At 66.6% G+C, this 20214-nt stretch carries 15 protein-coding genes and 1 pseudogene; 11 read left to right on the top strand and 5 right to left on the bottom strand.

The features are described 5' to 3' along the window. Positions 1-7: 7 nt before the first annotated feature. Positions 8-2176 (bottom strand): TonB-dependent siderophore receptor, encoded by a 2169-nt coding sequence (locus BLS50_RS27200; RefSeq protein WP_074805542.1) that lies wholly within the window; start codon positions 2174-2176, stop codon positions 8-10. A 393-nt stretch (positions 2177-2569) separates the two neighbouring features. On the opposite strand from BLS50_RS27200, the gene BLS50_RS27205 reads away from it, so the two are divergent. Continuing rightward, complete coding sequence (locus BLS50_RS27205; RefSeq protein ID WP_074805545.1) at positions 2570-3016, top strand: hypothetical protein; 447 nt, start codon at positions 2570-2572, stop codon at positions 3014-3016. Between the two features lie 102 nt (positions 3017-3118). On the opposite strand, the gene BLS50_RS27210 is transcribed toward BLS50_RS27205, so the two are convergent. Both BLS50_RS27210 and BLS50_RS27215 read right to left on the bottom strand, forming a co-directional pair. Beyond that, a complete protein-coding gene (locus BLS50_RS27210) occupies positions 3119-4084 on the bottom strand; it encodes a PDR/VanB family oxidoreductase (RefSeq protein ID WP_074805549.1) in 966 nt (321 codons plus the stop codon). Beyond that, positions 4081-5160, bottom strand: coding sequence for an aromatic ring-hydroxylating dioxygenase subunit alpha (locus BLS50_RS27215; RefSeq protein ID WP_027812519.1), 1080 nt, complete (start codon positions 5158-5160; stop codon positions 4081-4083). The genes BLS50_RS27210 and BLS50_RS27215 overlap by 4 nt, the downstream gene beginning before the upstream one ends. A gap of 201 nt (positions 5161-5361) precedes the next feature. Between BLS50_RS27215 and BLS50_RS27220 the strand changes: the two genes are divergently transcribed. After that, positions 5362-5850: a MarR family winged helix-turn-helix transcriptional regulator gene (locus tag BLS50_RS27220; protein ID WP_006480545.1), complete on the top strand. Its 489-nt coding sequence runs from the start codon at positions 5362-5364 to the stop codon at positions 5848-5850. A gap of 54 nt (positions 5851-5904) precedes the next feature. On the opposite strand, the gene BLS50_RS27225 is transcribed toward BLS50_RS27220, so the two are convergent. Continuing rightward, positions 5905-6651, bottom strand: a complete 747-nt coding sequence (locus tag BLS50_RS27225; protein WP_074805551.1) for a TetR/AcrR family transcriptional regulator — start codon at positions 6649-6651, stop codon at positions 5905-5907. A gap of 170 nt (positions 6652-6821) precedes the next feature. On the opposite strand from BLS50_RS27225, the gene BLS50_RS27230 reads away from it, so the two are divergent. The 6 genes and pseudogenes from BLS50_RS27230 (at position 6822) to BLS50_RS27255 (ending at position 15169) form a co-directional block, all read left to right on the top strand. Continuing rightward, positions 6822-8003: an isovaleryl-CoA dehydrogenase gene (locus tag BLS50_RS27230; protein WP_006480547.1), complete on the top strand. Its 1182-nt coding sequence runs from the start codon at positions 6822-6824 to the stop codon at positions 8001-8003. Positions 8004-8034: 31 nt separating this feature from the next. After that, entirely contained in the window at positions 8035-9642 is a 1608-nt protein-coding gene (locus BLS50_RS27235; RefSeq protein ID WP_074805554.1) for a carboxyl transferase domain-containing protein, read from the top strand. Positions 9643-9661: 19 nt separating this feature from the next. Continuing rightward, a complete protein-coding gene (locus tag BLS50_RS27240) occupies positions 9662-10447 on the top strand; it encodes an enoyl-CoA hydratase/isomerase family protein (protein WP_074805556.1) in 786 nt (261 codons plus the stop codon). Between the two features lie 36 nt (positions 10448-10483). Further along, complete coding sequence (locus BLS50_RS27245) at positions 10484-12481, top strand: acetyl/propionyl/methylcrotonyl-CoA carboxylase subunit alpha (RefSeq protein ID WP_074805559.1); 1998 nt, start codon at positions 10484-10486, stop codon at positions 12479-12481. Positions 12482-12812: 331 nt separating this feature from the next. Then, the gene (locus tag BLS50_RS27250) at positions 12813-13016 is read left to right on the top strand and encodes a hypothetical protein (RefSeq protein ID WP_011694854.1); all 204 of its coding nucleotides are present in this window, start codon (positions 12813-12815) and stop codon (positions 13014-13016) included. 42 nt (positions 13017-13058) lie between these two features. Beyond that, positions 13059-15169 (top strand): annotated as a pseudogene (locus BLS50_RS27255) (phosphocholine-specific phospholipase C). Positions 15170-15256: 87 nt separating this feature from the next. Here BLS50_RS27255 and BLS50_RS27260 read toward each other — a convergent pair. Beyond that, positions 15257-16576, bottom strand: a complete 1320-nt coding sequence (locus BLS50_RS27260; RefSeq protein ID WP_176934309.1) for a glycosyltransferase family protein — start codon at positions 16574-16576, stop codon at positions 15257-15259. A 405-nt stretch (positions 16577-16981) separates the two neighbouring features. Between BLS50_RS27260 and BLS50_RS27265 the strand changes: the two genes are divergently transcribed. The 3 genes from BLS50_RS27265 to BLS50_RS27280 all read left to right on the top strand — a co-directional run bounded on the left by BLS50_RS27265 (position 16982) and on the right by BLS50_RS27280 (position 20199). Further along, positions 16982-18124, top strand: coding sequence for a DUF2827 domain-containing protein (locus tag BLS50_RS27265; protein ID WP_074805566.1), 1143 nt, complete (start codon positions 16982-16984; stop codon positions 18122-18124). A 783-nt stretch (positions 18125-18907) separates the two neighbouring features. Next, positions 18908-19711 (top strand): EAL domain-containing protein, encoded by an 804-nt coding sequence (locus BLS50_RS27275; RefSeq protein ID WP_011694853.1) that lies wholly within the window; start codon positions 18908-18910, stop codon positions 19709-19711. Between the two features lie 71 nt (positions 19712-19782). Next, a complete protein-coding gene (locus tag BLS50_RS27280) occupies positions 19783-20199 on the top strand; it encodes a hypothetical protein (RefSeq protein ID WP_027809666.1) in 417 nt (138 codons plus the stop codon). Positions 20200-20214: the final 15 nt, after the last annotated feature.

Raw genomic sequence — 20214 nt, forward strand, 5'->3', positions numbered from 1 at the left:
CGGGGCGTCAGAACGATACCGTGGTCGTCAGCGTGACGAGCCGCGGCTCGCCGACCGCGACGATCAGGTTGCTGTTGCTCGACGGATAGTAGGTCTTGTCGAACAGGTTCTTCACGTTCAGCTGGAAGCGGGTCGGGAACTTGCCGATCGTCGTTTCGTACGCCGCGAACGCGTCGACGCTCACGTAGCCGGGCAGCGTGAAGCTGTTCGCCGTGTCGCCGGAGCGGGCGCCGACGAGACGCGCGCCGCCGCCGAAGCGCCAGCGCCCGGGCAGGTTCGCGATGGCCGTGTCGTATACCGCGAACAGGCTGCCCGTGTGGCGCGCGACGTTGACGAGCGGCGTGTTGCTGTCACGATCGTTCGCGTTTGTATACGCATAGCTGCCGATCACGCTCAGGTGGCGCGTGATCTGCCCGGCCACGTCGAGCTCGATCCCGCGCGAGCGCGCGGTGCCGATCGTCGATGTGAGGTCGCCGACCGTGACCGCGACGTTGCGCTTGTCGATCTGGTACACGGCGAGCGTGCCCGTGATCGCGGGCTTCAGGCTGAACTTCAGCCCGGCCTCGAGCACGCGGCCGTATTCCGGCGCGAGTGGCGCCGCGACGTTCGACGCGACGTTCGGCTTGAACGAGCGGCTCACGTTCGCATAGGCGGTGAGCGCCGGCGTGAGCGCATACGCGAGCCCGAACTGCGGCAGCCAGACGCTGCCGCGCGAGCGGTCGGCGAACACGAACGGCCGGCCCATCCCCGATTCCTGTTGCCAGTTTTCCCAGCGCAGCCCGCCTACCGCGGTGAGGCGGTCGGTGATCTTCACCGAATCCTGCACGATCGTCGAATACGCATGCACGACCGAGCGCGAATCGCTCTGCTTCGCGTTGGGTATGCCACCCGGCGCGAGCAGGCCGTACACGGGATCGTAGAGATTGAAGCCCGTCGTCGCCTTGCCGCGGATCGTGTCGCCGCGGAAGCTGCGCTGTCGCTCGTATTCGCCGCCGACGTAGATCGCGTGCTGCATCCCCGCGAGCGTCACGTTGCCGAGTAGGCCGAGCGTCGCGATCTGGTCGGAATCGTTGCGCCCGAGGTTCGCATCGGACGAGCGCGTCAGCGCGCCGGTTCTGCTGTTGAACGCGGTGGCGCGGGTGATGAACTGGTCGTAGCGGTCGCGGCCCCAACCGTAAGTCGCGCGCATGCGCCATGCATCGGAGAAGCGGTGCTCGATGCGTGTCCGCAGCGTTTCCTGGATGCCGCTGCTTTGCGACCACGCTTCCTCGTAGCGGCGATAGCGCAGTGCCTCGTCGAGCTGGCCGTTCACGAGCACGGTGCCGCGGTCGAACGGCATCGTGTAGTCGACGTACTGGTAGCTGACGTCGATCGACGTGTTCGCGTCGTGCCACGACAGCGCGGGCGCGATCAGCGCGTTGCGTTCGCGGCCGAAGCTGCGCCAGTAGCGGCTCGTGTCGTATTCGCCGGTCAGCCGGAAGGCGAGCGTGCCGCCCGCGATCTGGCCGGGCTTGCCGAGCGGCCCCGTGAGGTCGAACTGCGCGTTGCTGCCGCCGTGGTTCGTGCGCGATGCGGAGATCGAGCCGCCGAACGTGTCTTCCGGCTTGCGCGTGACGAGGTTGATCACGCCGCCTGGGTCCTGCATCCCGTACAGCAGCGAAGCGGGGCCCTTCAGTACTTCGACGCGATCGATCGTCGCGAGATAGCTGTGCAGCACCGGCGTGCGCACGCCGTCGACCAGCACCGAGCCGTCGTTGTTCGATCCGAAGCCGCGCTTGATGAACGCGTCGCGCGTGCCGCCGAGCGTGTTGGTCTGCGTGACGCCGCTGATGTTGCCGAGCACGTCGTCGAGCGAGCGCGCCTGCTGGTCCTGCATCACGCTGCTGCTGACCACCGCGACCGATTGCGGGATCTCCTTCAGCGCCCGGGCGTCGCCGCCCGCGATGCTGGTCGTGCGCGGCTGATAGCCGATCGTCGGATCGACGGCGGCCGATGCGTTGATGCTGATGGCCGGGAGTTCGTGTTCGGCGGCCGGCGCGGCGGCGGGCGCGGGCGCAACGGGGTCGGCGCCGGCCGCGTGCGCGCCGCTCGCGACGCACAGGGTGAGCAGGGCAGGCAGGGGTATGCGCCACGGATGCAAGGTCCGGGCGCGGCAGGGCGTTCGACGGGATGGCATGAATCGATGCAGGAAGAGGAATGCTAAGGATCGTGTTGCGGGTGGCAGTGTTGCGGTGGGATCAGCGTGCGCATGATATATGTAATGAGAATCGTTTGCAATTGTAATGGGGCGGCCGGCGGCGCTCGGTTGCCGGGCTGTCGGCCGTCTGCTACCGTAGCGGCCAAAATCAGACGCAGTGAAATTCAACGAGAGAGCCGGGGGCCGCACCATGTCATCTTCCTGTCCCGTCGCGTTTAGCGCGACGCCACGCACCGCGCACGCGCGTGCGGGCGATGAAGTGATCGCAGCCGTGTACCGCCGTTCGAACGATTAGAGCGACGCAAGCGCATTCAATCGGCATCGCGCCGGGCTTCGATCATTTCAACCACCACGCTAGACGGGAGACCCCCCATGAAGAAGATTTCCGCGCCGTTCGCGGCGGCCGCGCTGGCGGCCTGCGCGCTGCTGGCGGGCGTTCAGCAGGCCGCCTGTGCGGCTTCGAACGCCGAACCCGCGATCGACGCGCACTACGGTGCCGTGATCGAGGCCTATACGCAGGACATGGCCGCCGCGAAGACGAAGTACGACGGCAAGCGCCTCACGTTCGTCGGCGCCGTGATCCGGATGGGCAGCGACCCGGGCGGCACGTACTTCGGCGCGCTGACGGCCGACGGTGAGCAGTTCGACACGCATTTCGACGTGGCCGACCAGGATGCGCTGAAGCCGAAATTCCCCGGCGGCGAGATCAAGCCGTTCGTCACGTCGTCGGCGTTCCGGTTCAGTTGCGTGAACGAAGGCTATATCGATGCGCCGGTGCTGCCGGGGTTGAAGCTCGCGCATTGCCGGCTCGCCGATTGAGCTGAGCGATGGGCGGGGGCCGGCGTGCGAGGGTCAAGCCGGCTCGGGCGCAGCAGTAACCGCTCGATTACGCGCCGCGTGCCGGACGGTCCGCCTGCGGATCTACAGATCGAGTACCAGCAGGTCGGTGCGCGATCGTGAGCAGCACGGCATGAACTGGTCGCCGGCCGCCTTTTCGTCGTCGGTCAAGTACGTATCACGATGATCGGGCTCGCCTTCGAGCACGCGGGTCAGGCAGGTGCCGCACACGCCTTGCTCGCACGACGTCAGCACGTCGACGCCGTTCGCCGCCAGCGCCGCGATCACCGTGCATTCGGCCGGCACGTCGATCACCTTGCCGCTGCTCGCGATTTGCACCTGGAATGCGCGGTCGGCGCCGGACGGCACGACCGCACCGCCGAAGAACTCGTAGTGCAGCCGGGCTTCGCTCCAGCCGCGCTCGCGCGCCGCGTTCAGCACCGCATCCATGAAGCCGCGCGGGCCGCATACGTACAGATGCGTGCCGTCTGGGGCGCCGGCGAGCACGGCAGCCAGATCGAAGCGTTGCGCGGGATCGCCGTCGTCGACGTGGAAGCGGACGCGATCGTGAAACCCCGCCGTGTTGATCCGCTCGACGAAGGCCATGCGATCGGTCGAACGCGCGCAGTAATGCATGTCGAACGACGTGCCGGACGAAGACAACCGTTCCGCCATGCTCAGAATCGGCGTGACACCGATCCCGCCGGCGAGCAGCAGATGGTGCGGCGCGTCGGGCGCGAGCGGGAATTGATTGCGCGGCAGGCCGATCCGGACGGTATCGCCTTGCCGGACGTCGTCGTGAATCGCGCGCGACCCGCCGCGACCGTCGGCCTCGCGCAGCACCGCGATCTGATAGCGGTCGCGTTGCTCCGGATGGTTGCACAGCGAGTACTGGCGCACGAGCCCGCCCGGCAGATGCACGTCGATATGGGCGCCGGCGTCGAAGTGCGGCAAGGGCGAGCCGTCATCGCTGACGAGTTCGAAGCCGCAGATGTCGCGCGCTTCCTGCCACTTGCGCGCGACCCGAACCGTCAAGGTCGTGCCGCTCATGACGTCTCCCTGACCTGCGCGACCGGAATCACGGGCCGCTGCGGGCTCGCCGCGTGTTCGGCGGCGAGCAGCCGGTCGATCACCTTGCGCGACAGCACGCCGCCGGCATCGATGTTGAGCTTGAGGAGCGTGCGCTCCGGCCATTGCTCGAGATTGCGCTGCTGGCGCTCGAGCATTTCGAGATCCTCCGCGAAGATCTTGCCCTGGCCTTCGCGGATCTCGGCGGTCAGCGCGGCGTCGTCGGGCCGGAAGTTGCGCGCCATTCCCCAGAAGTACCAGATCGACGTGTCGGTCTCGGGCGTAATGAAGTCGACCACGATCGACGACGCCTTCTTGTTCGCCGGCGCATCGTAGCCGCCGTGGCCCGCATGCGCGACGCCCACTTCGATCATCACGTGGCTCGGCGGCGTGAAGCGGCAGATCTGCCAGCGGTCGACCGGGATGTCGTCGGCGAGCCCGTTGCCGCGCAGCGCCATTCGCCAGAACGGCGGCGGCATCACGTTTTCCATGAAGCGGCTCGTGACGACTTCGTCGCCATGGCTGGTGGTCTTCGGCGGCGCTTCGTCGATTTCCTTCTGGCCGATGCTCGACGCATGCACGTAGGTTTCGTGCGTGAGGTCCATCAGGTTGTCGATCATCAGCCGGTAGTCGCAGCGGATGTGATACAGGCCGCCGCCGTGCGCCCAGGCCGGATCTTCGGCCCAGGCCAGCGCCGGCAGTTTGGCGGGATCGGCTTCGGACGCATCGCCCGGCCAGACCCACACGAAGCCGTACCGCTCGACCGCCGGGAAGCTGCGAATCGACGGAAACCCGCCGACCCGCTGGCCCGGCATGCCGGCCGGCTTGCCGTTGCAGCCCATTTCGAGCCCGTGATAGCCGCACACGAGCACGCCGTCGCGCACGAACCCGAGCGACAGCGGCGCGCCGCGGTGCGGGCAGAAATCCTCGAGCGCCGCGACGTGGCCGTCCGCCGTGCGGTACAGCACCATCGATTCGTTGCAGATCTTGCGGCCCAGCGGCTTGCCGTCGATCTCGTCGGGCGTGCACGCCACGTACCACGCGTTCTTGAGAAACATGTTCCTTGTCTCCTTCGGGGCGGTGCCGCCGGGGAGGCGGCCCGATCTTCATTCCGTGTACTGAATGAGATTCAGTGTACTCATCGATATGGGCCGGAGCAAGGCGGGCGGTATACTGGTTTTCCCGGGAAATGGCGCGAAGCCGCGCTATGCCGACGGTGCGCGCAACCGGTGCGTGCCGCCTATGTCATCGACTCATCCATGGAAAAAACGACTCCCGCCGACCTGCCGGCTTTCCCGATCGACCTGTACGACGAACCCGGGCACCTGATCCGGCGCGCGCACCAGATCGCGGTCGCGATGTTCTACGAGAAGCTGGGCCGGGACGTGACGCCCGTGCAGTACGCGGTGCTGCGGATGCTGTACGAGAATCCGGGGCTCGACCAGGTGACGCTCGCGCAGCGGGTCGCGCTCGACACGTCGACCACGGCCGATCTCGCGGTGCGGCTCGAAGCGAAGGGATTGATCGTCCGCGAAGTGCTGCCGCGGCGTCAGCGGCGCCTGCTGTTGACGCCGGCGGGCGTCGAGCTGCTCACCCACCTGATTCCGTCTGTGACGGAATTGCGGGCCGGGCTGTTCGACGGGATGGGCGAGGACGATTCGCAGGAGCTGATGCGCCTGCTACGCAAGTTCGTGCATTTGAACAACGAGCAGAGCCGCGCGCCGCTGCGGGTGAGCGAGGATTCGTAGCGGCTCGGAGCCTGGAGCGATGGCGCAGAAGGGCGGCGTGCGCCGCCCTGGCCGTCAGCCGCGTGATGCTTCGCCTTCCAGCCGCCGCACCGCTTCCGCGACTTCGTTCCTGAAGCGCACCAGCGCCGCCTGCTCCGGCACCGGCGGCTGCACGGCCGCCCACAGCATGTCGATCAACTGTGTGGCCGTCGTTTCCGTATCGAGCTTGCGGTGCCCGAGGATCGCATCCCACAGCACGTGCTCCATCGGCCCGAACACCATCGAGCGCAGCAGGCTCAGCGGCAGATCCGCGCGAACTTGCCCGGCCGCCTGGCCGCGCGCGAGCACGTCCATCAGCGGCGCCGTGTAGCGGCGCTGCAGCGCGGTGAGCTCGTCGCTGAGCGCATGCTGCTTCGCGCGGCCTTCCGACAGCACCAGCGCACACAGCCCCGTGCCGTTCACGAGCATCAGCCGCAGGTGGGTGCGCACGATGAACGCGAACTGCTGCTGCACCGACGCGTCCCGCGGCATCCCGTGTTCGAACGCGGCGATGATTTCGTCGTACCAGTCGGCGATCACGCGCGCGCACAGCTCGCGTTTGCCGCGGAAATAGCTGAACACCGTCGCCTCCGACACCCCCACCCGCTGGGCGATCTCGGCGGCCGTCGCATGCTCGTAACCTTTTTCGGCGAACACTTCACGGCCGGCGCGCAGGATGTCCTGCACGCGCTGCTGGGATTTGCGCCCGGCGGGTGCGCGCGACGAGTCGGCGCGGTCGGCTTTGGCGGTGGCGGTCATGGTGTCGGCGGGAGCGGCTGTCATGCTCGCATCATATCTGAGTATCACTCAGAAAACTATTGACGCCGAACCGGGCGAGGCGCGAAACTGTGCAAAATTTCCGCTGTATTGGTCAATGAATCGACGTATTCATTCGATTTGAGCGAAACTCAGAAATCGGTGAGTACGACACACTTTCTGGAGACGGAGGAGACATGATCAACCTGCCCGGCGTGCAATTCATGCTCGGTGAAGACATCGAGATGCTGCGCGACGCCGTCGCGACGTTTGCGGCGAAGGAAATCACGCCGCGCGCGGCGGAGGTCGACCGCACCGACCAGTTCCCGATGGATCTGTGGAAGAAGTTCGGCGATCTCGGCGTGCTCGGCATGACCGTCTCCGAGGAATACGGCGGCGCGAACATGGGCTACACCGCGCACATGGTCGCGATGGAGGAGATCTCGCGCGCGTCGGCGTCGATCGGCCTGTCGTACGGCGCGCACTCGAACCTGTGCGTGAACCAGATCCACCGCAACGGCACCGAAGCGCAAAAGCAGAAATACCTGCCGAAGCTCGTATCGGGCGAACACATCGGCGCGCTCGCGATGAGCGAGCCGAACGCCGGCTCCGACGTCGTCAGCATGAAGCTGCGCGCGGACAAGCGCGGCGACCGCTACGTGCTCAACGGTACGAAGATGTGGATCACCAACGGCCCCGATTGCGACACGCTGGTCGTCTACGCGAAGACCGATATCGAAGCCGGCCCGCGCGGCATCACCGCCTTCATCGTCGAGAAGGGGATGAAGGGCTTCTCGGTCGCGCAGAAGCTCGACAAGCTCGGCATGCGCGGCTCGCACACGGGCGAGCTGGTGTTCCAGGACGTCGAGGTGCCGGAAGAGAACATCCTCGGCCAACTGAACGGCGGCGTGAAGGTGCTGATGAGCGGCCTCGACTACGAGCGCGCGGTGCTGTCGGGCGGCCCGACGGGCATCATGGCCGCGTGTCTCGACGCGGTCGTGCCGTACATCCACGACCGCAAGCAGTTCGGTCAGGCGATCGGCGAGTTCCAGCTGATCCAGGGCAAGGTCGCCGACATGTACACGACGTTCCAGGCGTGCCGCGCGTACCTGTATGCGGTCGGCCGCCATCTCGACTCGGCGGGCAGCGACCATATTCGCCAGGTGCGCAAGGACTGCGCGGGCGTAATTCTCTACACGGCCGAGAAGGCGACGTGGATGGCCGGCGAGGCGATCCAGATCCTCGGCGGCAACGGCTACATCAACGAATACCCGGTCGGCCGGCTGTGGCGCGATGCGAAGCTCTACGAGATCGGCGCCGGCACGAGCGAGATCCGCCGGATGCTGATCGGCCGCGAGCTGTTCGCGGAAACGATGTAACGCCCCACGTCACGCGAACGGAGCCCCGTCGATGCCGATCATCGAATCGAAACTGAACCCGCGTTCGGAAGACTTCCGCGCGAATGCCGTGGCGCTCGAGGCGGTCGTCGCCGACCTGCGCGCGAAGATCGAACAGCTCGCGCAGGGCGGCGGCCAGGCCGCGCGCGACAAGCACCTGTCGCGCGGCAAGCTGCTGCCGCGCGATCGCATCGCACAACTGCTCGATCCGGGCGCGCCGTTCCTCGAGTTCTCGCAACTCGCGGCGAACGGCATGTACAACGACGACGCGCCGGGCGCGGGCGTCATCACCGGGATCGGCCGCATTGCCGGCCGCGAATGCGTGATCGTATGCAACGACGCGACGGTCAAGGGCGGCACCTACTACCCGGTCACCGTGAAGAAGCACGTGCGCGCGCAGGAAATCGCCGCGGAAAACCGGCTGCCGTGCGTGTACCTCGTCGATTCGGGCGGCGCGAACCTGCCGAACCAGGACGACGTGTTTCCCGATCGCGACCACTTCGGCCGCATCTTCTTCAACCAGGCGACGATGTCGGCGGCGGGGATCGCGCAGATCGCCGTCGTGATGGGTTCGTGCACGGCCGGCGGCGCATACGTGCCGGCGATGAGCGACGAGTCGATCATCGTGAAGGAGCAGGGCACGATTTTCCTCGGCGGGCCGCCGCTCGTGAAGGCCGCGACCGGCGAGGAAGTGAGCGCCGAGGATCTCGGCGGCGGCGACGTGCATACGCGCCTGTCGGGCGTGGCCGACCATCTCGCGCAGAATGACGCGCATGCGCTGTCGATCGCGCGCAACATCGTCAGTCACCTCGCGCCGAAGATCGCGCCGCCGCTCGCGCTGCGTGAGCCGAAGCCCCCGCGCTACGACGCGAAGAGCCTGTACGGCGTGATTCCGGTCGATACGCGCAAGCCGTTCGACGTGCGCGAGGTGATCGCGCGCATCGTCGACGATTCCGAATTCGACGAATTCAAGGCGCGCTTCGGCACGACGCTCGTCACGGGCTTCGCGCATATCTGGGGCCATCCGGTCGGGATCGTCGCGAACAACGGCATCCTGTTCTCCGAATCGGCGGTGAAGGGCGCGCATTTCATCGAGCTGTGCTGCCAGCGCAAGATCCCGCTCGTGTTCCTGCAGAACATCACGGGCTTCATGGTCGGGCGCAAGTACGAGAACGAAGGCATCGCGCGGCATGGCGCGAAGATGGTGACGGCCGTGTCGAACGCGAAGGTGCCGAAGTTCACGGTGATCATCGGCGGCTCGTTCGGCGCCGGCAACTACGGGATGTGCGGCCGCGCGTTCGGCCCGCGTTTCCTGTGGATGTGGCCGAATGCGCGGATCTCGGTGATGGGCGGCGAGCAGGCCGCATCGGTGCTCGCGACCGTGCGTCGCGATGGCATCGAGGCGAAGGGCGGGTCGTGGTCGGCCGAGGAAGAGGACGCGTTCAAGCAGCCGATTCGCGACCAGTACGAGCGCCAGGGCCATCCGTATTACGCGAGCGCGCGGCTGTGGGACGACGGCGTGATCGACCCCGCGCAGACGCGCGACGTGCTCGGGCTCGGCCTGGCCGCGTCGATGAACGCGCCGATCGACGACACGCGCTTCGGCGTGTTCCGCATGTAACGCCCGGGAGGAACGACCGATGCGATACGAAACGATCAAGGTAAGCGAAGCCGGCCGCGTGGCGACCGTCACGCTCGCGCGTCCCGACGTGCGCAACGCGTTCAACGAGACGACGATCGCCGAGCTGACCACCGCGTTCGAATGGCTCGATGCGCACGAAGGCGTGCGCGCGATCGTGCTCGCCGCGGAAGGCGCCGCATTCTGCGCGGGCGCGGACCTGAACTGGATGAAGAAGATGGCCAGTTACTCGGACGACGAGAACCGCGCCGATGCGCGCAAGCTCGCGCGCATGCTCGAAGCGATTTATCGCTGCGGCAAGCCGGTGATCGCGCGCGTGCATGGCGACGCGTATGCGGGCGGCGTGGGCCTCGTCGCGGCGGCCGACATCGCGATTGCCGCCGACGGCGTGAAGTTCTGCCTGTCGGAAGCGCGGCTCGGGCTGATTCCCGCGACGATCGCGCCGTATGTCGTGCGGGCGATGGGCGAGCGTGCGGCGCGCCGCTACTTCACGACGGCCGAGGTGTTCGACAGCACGCGTGCCGCGTCGCTCGGGTTCATTCACGATGCGGTGCCGGCCGACGCGCTCGACGAAACGGTCGCGAAGCTGGCGGCGACGCTGGTCGCGAACGGCCCCGACGCGGTGAAGGCGTGCAAGCGGCTCGTCGCCGATGTGGCTGGCCGCGCGCTCGACGCGACGCTGATCGAGCAGACCGCCGAGTGGATCGCGAAGACCCGTGCCGGCGCGGAAGCGCGCGAAGGGATCGCGTCCTTCCTCGAAAAGCGCACGCCGTCGTGGCGTGAATGATCGCGTGACCTCAACCTTCCGGACGACATCGAAGCCATGTTCGACAAGATTCTGATCGCCAACCGCGGCGAAATCGCGTGCCGCGTCGCCGCGACGTGCAAACGTCTCGGGATCGCGAGCGTCGCCGTCTATTCCGACGCGGATGCGAACGCGAAACACGTGGCCGCGTGCGACGAGGCCGTGCACATCGGCGGCTCGGCCGCGGCAGACAGCTACCTGCGCATCGAGCGCATCATCGACGCCGCGCGCACGACCGGCGCGCAGGCGATTCACCCCGGCTACGGTTTTCTGTCGGAGAACGAAGATTTCGCGCAAGCGTGCGAAGCGGCCGGCATCGTGTTCATCGGGCCGCCGGTCGACGCCATCGCGGCGATGGGATCGAAGGCCGCCGCGAAGGCGCTGATGCACGCGGCCGCCGTGCCGCTCGTGCCCGGCTATCACGGCGACGACCAGGACGCGGCCAACCTGCATCGCGAGGCCGATCAAATTGGCTACCCGGTGTTGCTGAAAGCCAGCGCGGGCGGCGGCGGCAAGGGGATGCGCGTGGTCGAGCGCTCCGAGGACTTTCCCGCGGCGCTTGCATCGTGCCAGCGCGAAGCGGCAAGCAGCTTCGGCAACGATCGTGTGCTGATCGAGAAATACCTGACGCGCCCGCGTCACGTCGAAGTGCAGGTGTTCGGCGACACGCACGGCAATACCGTGTACCTGTTCGATCGCGACTGCTCGGTGCAGCGCCGTCACCAGAAGGTGCTCGAGGAAGCGCCGGCGCCGGGCCTGCATGAGGACGTGCGTCAGGCGATGGGCGAAGCGGCCGTCGCGGCCGCGCGCGCGGTCGGCTATGTCGGCGCGGGCACCGTCGAATTCATCATGACGGGCGAAGCGTTCTACTTCATGGAAATGAACACGCGCCTGCAGGTCGAGCACCCGGTGACCGAGATGGTCACGGGGCTGGATCTCGTCGAATGGCAACTGCGCGTCGCGGCGGGCGAGCCGCTGCCGCTGAAGCAGGAGGAACTGCGCGTGCAGGGCCATGCGCTCGAAGCGCGCCTTTACGCGGAGAACCCGGCGCGCGGCTTCCTGCCGTCGACGGGCACGCTGAAGCATTTGCGGTTGCCGGCAGGCGTCGAGTTCGACATCGGTGCGGCGGTGCGCGTCGACAGCGGCGTGCGTGAAGGCGATGCGATCACGCCGTTCTACGATCCGATGATCGCGAAGCTGATCGTCCACGGCGCGGATCGTGCGGAAGCGCTGGGCCTGATGCTGCGTGCGCTGCGCGCGTGCGAAGTGGTCGGCCTGCATACCAACGCCGCGTTCCTGCAGCGGATCGTTGCGTGCGAGCCGTTCGCGATCGCCGATCTCGACACGGGCCTGATCGAGCGCAACCATGATGCGCTGTTCGCGCCGCAACAGCCGCCGCGTGCGACGCTCGCACTCGCCTGTGCGGCACTGCTCGCACGCGAACGCGCCGCCGCGCAGGAAAGCGCGTCGCCGTGGAGTTCGCTGCCGGACTGGCGGCTGAACGGCGGCTATCGCCGCACGCTCGAATGGCATGCGACCGATCGCGAAGCCGACGTGACGGTCACGTACGAGGACGACGGCGCGGGCACGCGCATCGCGATCGGCGACGCGGCCGCGCAACCGTTCGCGTGGACGCACGGAGCCACGCCGCTCGATTTCGACGTGACGCTTGGCGGCGTGCGCAGCAGCGGCCGCGTGTATGCGGACGGCGACACGTTCCATGTGTTCACGCAGGGTGCGGCCGAGACGTTCGAATGGCGCAACCTGCTCGCGCATGCGGGTGACGCGGAGCAGGGCGGTGGCCGCCTGACCGCGCCGATGCCCGGCAAGGTGATCGCGGTGCTGGTCGAGCCGGGGCAGAAGGTCGAAGCCGGTACGCCGCTGATCGTGATGGAGGCGATGAAGATGGAGCACACGATCGGCGCGCCGAGCGCGGGCGTCGTCGCTGAAGTGCTGTACGGTGTCGGCGACCAGGTCGCGGACGGCGCGCAGTTGCTGATGATGGCGGAAGGCTGAGCGGGCCTTGTTGCTGTACGCGGGCCGGTTGCCGTGGCGGCCGGCCCGCGAGAAAGCGCTTCGTAATTTCCCGTACGCCCGTCGTCGCGGCGATGCGGCTTCGATATCGACAACACGCGAAGAAGCTATACGTCTAAGCAACATACATCTTTCGAAGGCCTTACGATCTTCGCCGTTCCTGCCACACCATCGCGTGCCACGCGCAGTGCGGACCTCCATCTTCCCGCCCCTCGACACCGTCGTGTAACAAGTCGAACATAGCATCTCGGCGTCGATATGACCGGCGCGGCTTTGCGTCCGCGTCACGTCATCATCCTCACGGAGAACCGTTATGCGAACGTCGGCCCTACGGCCTTTCGCGGTCGTCGGCCTGATCGCGCTGACCGCCGTCCTCGGCGCCTGCAACGACGACCTGACCGCACCCGCCGCGCCCGTCGCGCAGCAGAAGGCCGCGTGCGGCGGCGCCGTGGTCGCCACCGCGCAGATGCGCTGCCCGCCGGGTTTCACCGCGCCTGCGTCGTCGCCCGCTTCCTGATACCGGCCGTTTCCACCAGAAAACCCATCAAGAGCAACCAGCATGGCCACTCATTCGCGACGCGATTTTCTGAAGTTCTCGGCCGGCCTCGCCGGCGCGACCGCCGCCACCGCACTGCTGCCGGAATCGATCCGCAAGGCGCTGGCGATCGAGCCGAACACCGTGACGGGCACGATCCAGGACGTGCAGCACATCGTCGTGTTCATGCAGGAGAACCGCTCGTTCGACCACTACCTCGGTCACCTGAGCGGCGTGCGCGGCTACAACGACCGCTTCCCGGTCACGCTGCCGAACGGCAAGCCGGTGTGGTTCCAGCCGCGGCAGGAGGACAAGTCGAGCGTGATCGCACCGTTCCGCTACGACACGACCAATCCGGGCGTCAACGCGCAATGTATCGGCGGCCTGCCGCATACGTGGGCGACGACGCACGGCGCGATCGACAACGGCCGCGCGGATCAGTGGGCCGTGCAGAAGTCGAACATGACGATGGGCTATCACGTTCGCGACGACATCCCGTTCCACTACGCGCTCGCGGATGCGTTCACGGTGTGCGACAACTACTTCTGCTCGATCCCCGGCAACACGCACCCGAACCGCATGTACCTGATGACGGGCATGGTCGATCCGCTCGGCACGGGCGGCGGCCCGCTGCTCGACAACACCGACTACATCGACAACCAGTTCGACAAGATCCAGTTGCCGCCTTTCAGCTGGACGACCTACCCGGAACGGCTCGAACAAGCCGGCATCTCGTGGCAGATCTACCAGCAGGGCACCGGGTTCGACAACTTCACCGGCAACTACGGCACGAACATGCTGGCGTGCTTCAACAACTTCGTGAATGCGCCGGCCGGTTCGTCGCTGCAGACGCGCGGAATGAGTACGCGCCCGATCACGCAGTTGAAGGCCGACGTGCAGGCGAATACGCTGCCGCAGGTGTCGTGGCTGCTGCCGCCCGCCGCGTATTCGGAGCATCCGAAGTTCACGCCGCTGTACGGCGCGTACTACCTGTCGACGATCCTCGATGCGCTGACGTCCAACCCGGACGTGTGGAGCAAGACCGTCCTGCTGATCATGTACGACGAGAACGACGGTTTCTTCGACCATGTCGTGCCGCCGTCGGCGCCGACGCTGCCGGGCTCGGGCATGAGTACCGTCGACGTGTCGCTCGAGCGGCACAACGTCGTGACCGCGACGCAAGCCGGCACCTATACGGCCGACAACCTGCCGTACGGCCTCGGCCCGCGCGTGCCGATGTTCGTCGTGTCGCCGTGGTCGAAGGGCGGCTTCGTGTGCTCGCAGGTGTTCGATCACACGTCGGTGCTGCAATTCATCGAAAAGCGCTTCGGCGTGATGGAGACCAACATCTCGCCGTGGCGCCGCGCGATCTGCGGCGACCTGACGTCGGCGCTCGACTTCTCGAAATCGGATGCGACGCTGCCGACCCTGCCGAACACGCAGGCGTACGTCGCGCAGGCGGACCTGCAATGCTCGCGTGCGTCGTCGCAGACCGCGCCGGCCAGCACCGCGCAGCAGGTCGTGACCGCGCAGGAACCCGGTACGCGGCCGGCGCCGCGCTGCCGTACGAATTGCACGTCACCGGCCAGCTTCAGGCGCAAGGCTATGCGCTGACGTTCGCGAATACCGGCACGCAGGGCGCGCACTTCTGGGTCTATACGGGTGACCCGACCGCGATGCCGCGTCGCTATACGGTCGAAGCCGGCAAGCAGCTGACCGATACGTGGGCGCTCGATGCGAACGGCAACTATCTGGTGAGCGTGTGGGGGCCGAACGGCTATTTCCGGCGCTTCGCGGGGTCGGCGGCGGATGCCGCGGCCAAGCCTGAAATCACGACGTGCTACGACACCGCGAACGGCGACGTGTACGTGACGATCGCCAATGCGGGCACCGGCCCGCTCACGGTCACGGCGACCGATGTCGCGTACGGCGGCGCGGCGCGCACGCTGACGGTCCCGGCCGGGCAGCGCATCGAAGCGCATTGGGACCTGTCGTGCAGCAGCCACTGGTACGACCTGCAGTTCGCGGTGGCGGGCAATGCCGGCTGGACGCGCCGCATCGCGGGGCACGTCGAGACCGGCAAGCCGAGCATCACCGACCCGGCGGCCGTGGCGCCGACGATCGCGGCGATCTGACGACGGCACGTGATGCGACGACGCGCCGTCCGGTTGAATCCGGCCGGCGCGTCGTGTTTGTGCGTCGAGGGTATGGCGGCGCTTGTGTCAGGGCAGCAGCCCGTCGTCATGCGCCATCATCAGCGCACGCATCGCGGACCACATGCCGTAGTAATGCACGATGTAGCTGTCCGCGCGGCGAAACAGCCAGGGCGTGTTGAGGCTGACGAGGTCGGTCACGCCTTCGCGTTGCAACTGGCCGTCGCGCTCCATCGCGCGAATGAAATGCAACTGGTCGCCGTCGCTCGCATAGACGCTCGAGCGGTCGTGCAGCGCGGCGATCGTCGTCATCAGATCGCGCAGCATCGCGTCGTTGCGTTCGGTGCGGCGAAACGCCATCACGCCGGAATTGAACGCCCATTGGCCGATATCCTGCGCGAGCAGCCAGTCGCGTCCTTCGAGCAGCGGCTCAAGCGGTTGCTGCTGGTTCGCGATCAGCACGTCGGCATCGAGCCACACGACCCATTCATGGTGCTGCAGGTAGGCGTGCAGCAGCCACGGCTTGAACCAGTTGCCCGTCGCGTTCAGCCCGATCTCGGCGGGGATGTCGCGATGCACGTACAGCGTGTAGCCGTGCGCGTCGCAGTAGCGCCGGAAATTCCGTTCGGCGACGCGTGCATAGCTGCCGATGTTCGGCGTGTACAGCATCATCAATGCGATCGGCCGGCCCGGGTTGTACGTGCTGCGTTCGGCGGCTTCGTCCGGTGCTGCGGCCGCGTGATCGAACGTGAACAGCGGCCGGCCGGCGGCGCGGCATCGGTTGACGTACGCGACGAGCGTGTCGCGAAAGCGCGGCGTCGCGCCTTTGCGTTCGGGATCGTGCGGCGTGTCGTCGAGGCTGATCGCGAACGTCGGTTCGCGGCTCCACATCGGATCGAGGTCGGGGCCGGACGGCATGACCGCGTACAGCCCGTCGATCGGCGTCATGTAGCGATGCGTATCGAGCTCCGCGAACAGCGCGGCTTCCGACGTCAGTCTCGGCTCGCTGCCGAGCTTGCAGCGCTGCACGAGCCGCATCACGATCGCACGCACGTCCGGCGTGTTGCGCCAGATCTGCACGTCGACTTGCGGCAGCGGCGACGCGAACGCGTCGACCAGCAACATGTCGCGCCCGGTCATCAGGCGGTCGAGCGCGACGGGCTCGATGATCGCCGCATCTTCGCTGAGCAGCAGCACGAGTTCGTCGGGTTGCGCGCCGCGCAGCACGTGCAGCAGCGATTCGTAGCGATGCAGCGGGCGCAGCGGCAGTGCCTGCGGCATGCCGGATGCATCGACGATCTCGTGACGATAGCCGTGCCCCTGCGCGTACCAGCGGTGGTTATCGAGGCTCGCGGGCGCGTGCTGGCTGAAATGACTGAGGACGATCATCGCGCGCTCCGAATGCCGGGAAGCGAGCACACGATCCGCGCGGTGCGCTTCGGCTCGGCATGCCATCCGGATACGCTGACCCGCGAGCGCCGCCCCGGTTCGTCGTGGAGGGTCTGGAAGCCTTGCGCGGCATCATGTTCCATGCGGAGTGCCCTGGTTTTGATCGTGGTATGGCGAGGTCGCGTGCTGCCCGCTCGAATGCCCCGAGAAAATCGGCCGCCGGGCGGCACGAGTATCGCATGAGGATCAGGCGGATTGGCCCGGCCGGGGCGGCCGCTGACCATCCCTGACAGTGTGCGGCCGGCGCTCCGCTAGAATGCCGGATCGCCGCCGCTTGACGCGGGCGGCGCGTCAAGCGCTACACTGCGCCATGCCATCCCCGTTCAACCTTCCATCCCGCCGACGATGACGTCTCCTGTCCTGACCGGCCTGCGCATCGGTATCACGATCGGATTGCGTACCCCCGACGAAAGCCTGTGGATCAACGGCATCAAGCAGAACGCGCTGTTCCTCGCGAAGCTGCTGATGGCGTCGCCGTACGGCTACCGCGTGACGCTGGTCAACACGACCGACGTGCCGCTGACCGACGCCCTGCCGTGGGATCGCAACGTGTTCGACACGCGCGCGTTCGCCGACATGAAGGACGCGCTCGACGTGGTGATCGAGCTCGGCGGGCAGATCGACGGCGAGCAGACGGCCTACCTGAAAGCGCGCGGCGTGAAGCTGGTCAGCTACTGCTGCGGCGTCGAGTACATCAACGCGATGGAGTCGATGCTGTTCGGCCGCCGGCTGTGGGATTCGCTGTTCATCAACCGCGGCTACGACGAGGTGTGGGCGATTCCGCAGATCGCGCCGTCGTCGCTGCCGTTCCTGCAGTCGCTGCGCCGCTGCCCGGGGCGCGTCGTGCCGTTCGTGTGGGACCCGATGTTCCTCACCGAACGCGCGCGGTCGTTGCCCGAGCACGGCGAATACCGGCCGCGCAGCGAGCCCGGCAAGCGGCTCACGGTGATGGAGCCGAACCACGACGTCGTGAAGTTCTGCGTGTATCCGATGCTGATCATCGACGAAGCGTATCGCCGCGACCCCGACGCGATCTGCTTCACGCACGTGACGAACGCCGATCGCCTCGCGCACGACAGCCCCGAGTTCGTGATGCTGATGAACTACCTGGACATCGTGCGCGCGGGCAAGGCCAGCTTCGTCGGGCGCTTCGATACGCCGTTGTTCCTGGCCGACCTGACCGATATCGTCGTGTCGCACCAATGGTCGAACCCGCTGAACTATTTCTATTTCGACGTGTGCTGGCAGGGCTATCCGCTCGTGCACAACGCGAGCCTCGCGCCCGATCTCGGCTACTACTACCCGGACAACGACGTGCAGCAGGGCGCCGATGCGCTGCTGCGCGCGCTGCACGCGCACGACGACGACTGGCAAGGGTATGCGCGGCGTCAGCGCGAAATTCTCGGCCGTTACACGTCGGCGAATCCGGCGCTCGTCGCCGAGTACGACGCGCTGCTCGCGAACCTGATCGGCGTGACGGCCGCCTGAGGTCGATGTTCCGCGGTGCACGTTCGGTGCGCCGCCGGCCGCCGTCGGGTTTGTCCCGCCCTCATGTCTGACGAAATGATGCCGTTAAAAAAGAAACCGCCGAACCCGATGAGCTCGACGGTTTTGGAAGGCACGAAATTGACGGCTCCGAGGGAAGTCCGTCAAAAACAAGTTTATAGGTTAACAAGTCGGAAAGATTGTTAAATATGGTTCAATTTATAATCTTCATATAATTGAAGTTGGTATTATTGATTAAGCGAGGTTTGATTCAGTTTCGGAATTTAATAATATCGTTTGAAACGAGAAAATTGAATGCTGCGCTGATCGAATCACGTGCGGCAGCAGGTTTCCCGCAGGTGACGGCATGTGCGGAGGCCGGTGTTTCAACCCGGCATATCGAGTATGTACGGCACTTTGCGGCGTGGTATTTATCTGATCAATTGGCGGTATCCCGATTCGCGCGGCCAGCAAATCCGGGAAGAGGCGATTCAGATAAAACTGTTTAGATGAAAAAGATAAACGATCCGGATTGATGGTTTTCGTAATTTGCGTTGTGTAACCTGTCGCACTGTCGGCGCCGCGCACGCATGGTGTATTTCAAGTAACCGAATATCGTAAAAATATCGAATTTGACGGCGCGCCGAAGCGAACAGTACGCCCCCGGAAAAAATCGACATGACAGGATGGGCCGGGTAGGCGGCGGAGCGCGTCGAGGTGGGCTCGTTCCGCATATGTATTGAGGTCGAGCCGTGATCGGCGGCTCGCCATTTGCCGGAGCGCCGGATGAATGCGGTCGAAGCTCGCCAGGAGGCGAATCGGAAAACGAATCGCGACGAAATCGATCTTGTGTTCGGCGCGCCGGACGATCATCGCGATCTTGCGTCGGTACGCAGTTTCGTCGAAAGCCGGCTCGGATTCGCGCACGAGCCCGTGTGCCGCGCCGACCTGTCGGGCGGCGTGCTGTACCAGGAGTGCCTCGCGCGGCTGCGGTGGGGCGAGCGCGATGCACTGCCGCCGCTCGCCTTCCTGCCGCGGCTGGAAGCGCTCGGACTGATGCGCTGGTTCGACCGGCTGGTGGTCGGCCGCACGATCGATGCGCTGCGCGCCGATCCGGCTGCCGTGTACGGTTGCAACGTCGCGGCGGCAAGCGCGGTGGTCGACGACGCGTGGCTGGCGATTTTCAGGCGGCTCGAGCGTGAGCCGTCGGTGGCGGCGCGGCTGGTGATCGAGATCACGGAGACGGGGCCGCTGAACCCCGTCGCGGGCCGGTCGTTCGTGAACCGCTTCCGGCAAGCCGGGTGCCGGATCGCGATCGACGATTTCGGCGTCGGTTTCAGCGCGTTGAACAATCTGGTGGTCGGCAACCCCGACATCGTGAAGCTCGACCGGTCGGTCCTGTCGCTGATCAAGCGCAACGCGATCGGGCGTTACCAGTTTCGCCGGCTGATCGCGTTTGCGCATGAAGGGGCGCGGCACGTCGTCGTCGAAGGCGTGGAAAGCGAGACCGACCGGCAGATCATCGTGGATGCCGGCGTCGCGTGGGCGCAGGGCATCCGCTTTTCATGGCGGTCGCCGGCGGCGGCGTGAGTGCGGAAGCGGGCAGGGCGGCGCGCCGGGTGCGTGTCGCGGTTGGGACGAATCGCAAAGGGGGCGTGGGCATGGCGGGGACGAAAGCCGGAGGCGGAACGGGCACGCAGGCGACCGATGTGCGCGACCTGGTCGCGCTCGCCGAGCTGGCCGACATGCTGTGGCAACTGGGCGCCGAGTCGACCGATGCGCCGATCGATGTCGCGCCCTATCTCGACGGCTTGACGACCGTCGCGCGCCGCATTCAGCGGATGAGCCCGCTCGACGCGGGCGGCCGCGAGCTGGCGGCCCGGCACTATTACGCGGGCGTCATCGCCGGTGCGTGCGGCGACGAGTCGGCGATCGCGCGCGGTGTATCCGACAGCCTCGTCAGGCAATCGGGCGGCGCAGGCCGGCCGGCGGCCCGTTGCTTCGTGCTGCTGGCGCGCATCGGGCGGCGCCATGGCCGCGCGTTCGCCGCGCAAAGCGGCGATCGGGTACTGGTGTAACGCAACCGGCGCGGG

The sequence above is a fragment of the Burkholderia orbicola genome, from assembly GCF_900100915.1.
In the GTDB taxonomy this organism is placed as follows: domain Bacteria; phylum Pseudomonadota; class Gammaproteobacteria; order Burkholderiales; family Burkholderiaceae; genus Burkholderia; species Burkholderia orbicola.

Excerpts from the sequence above, each read along its gene's own strand:
- BLS50_RS27200 (WP_074805542.1), bottom strand. The coding sequence starts at position 2,176 with ATGCCATCCCGTCGAACGCCCTGCCGCGCCCGGACCTTGCATCCGTGG.
- BLS50_RS27205 (WP_074805545.1), top strand. The coding sequence starts at position 2,570 with ATGAAGAAGATTTCCGCGCCGTTCGCGGCGGCCGCGCTGGCGGCCTGC.
- BLS50_RS27210 (WP_074805549.1), bottom strand. The coding sequence starts at position 4,084 with ATGAGCGGCACGACCTTGACGGTTCGGGTCGCGCGCAAGTGGCAGGAA.
- BLS50_RS27215 (WP_027812519.1), bottom strand. The coding sequence starts at position 5,160 with ATGTTTCTCAAGAACGCGTGGTACGTGGCGTGCACGCCCGACGAGATC.
- BLS50_RS27220 (WP_006480545.1), top strand. The coding sequence starts at position 5,362 with ATGGAAAAAACGACTCCCGCCGACCTGCCGGCTTTCCCGATCGACCTG.
- BLS50_RS27225 (WP_074805551.1), bottom strand. The coding sequence starts at position 6,651 with ATGACAGCCGCTCCCGCCGACACCATGACCGCCACCGCCAAAGCCGAC.
- BLS50_RS27230 (WP_006480547.1), top strand. The coding sequence starts at position 6,822 with ATGATCAACCTGCCCGGCGTGCAATTCATGCTCGGTGAAGACATCGAG.
- BLS50_RS27235 (WP_074805554.1), top strand. The coding sequence starts at position 8,035 with ATGCCGATCATCGAATCGAAACTGAACCCGCGTTCGGAAGACTTCCGC.
- BLS50_RS27240 (WP_074805556.1), top strand. The coding sequence starts at position 9,662 with ATGCGATACGAAACGATCAAGGTAAGCGAAGCCGGCCGCGTGGCGACC.
- BLS50_RS27245 (WP_074805559.1), top strand. The coding sequence starts at position 10,484 with ATGTTCGACAAGATTCTGATCGCCAACCGCGGCGAAATCGCGTGCCGC.
- BLS50_RS27250 (WP_011694854.1), top strand. The coding sequence starts at position 12,813 with ATGCGAACGTCGGCCCTACGGCCTTTCGCGGTCGTCGGCCTGATCGCG.
- BLS50_RS27260 (WP_176934309.1), bottom strand. The coding sequence starts at position 16,576 with ATGATCGTCCTCAGTCATTTCAGCCAGCACGCGCCCGCGAGCCTCGAT.
- BLS50_RS27265 (WP_074805566.1), top strand. The coding sequence starts at position 16,982 with ATGACGTCTCCTGTCCTGACCGGCCTGCGCATCGGTATCACGATCGGA.
- BLS50_RS27275 (WP_011694853.1), top strand. The coding sequence starts at position 18,908 with ATGAATGCGGTCGAAGCTCGCCAGGAGGCGAATCGGAAAACGAATCGC.
- BLS50_RS27280 (WP_027809666.1), top strand. The coding sequence starts at position 19,783 with ATGGCGGGGACGAAAGCCGGAGGCGGAACGGGCACGCAGGCGACCGAT.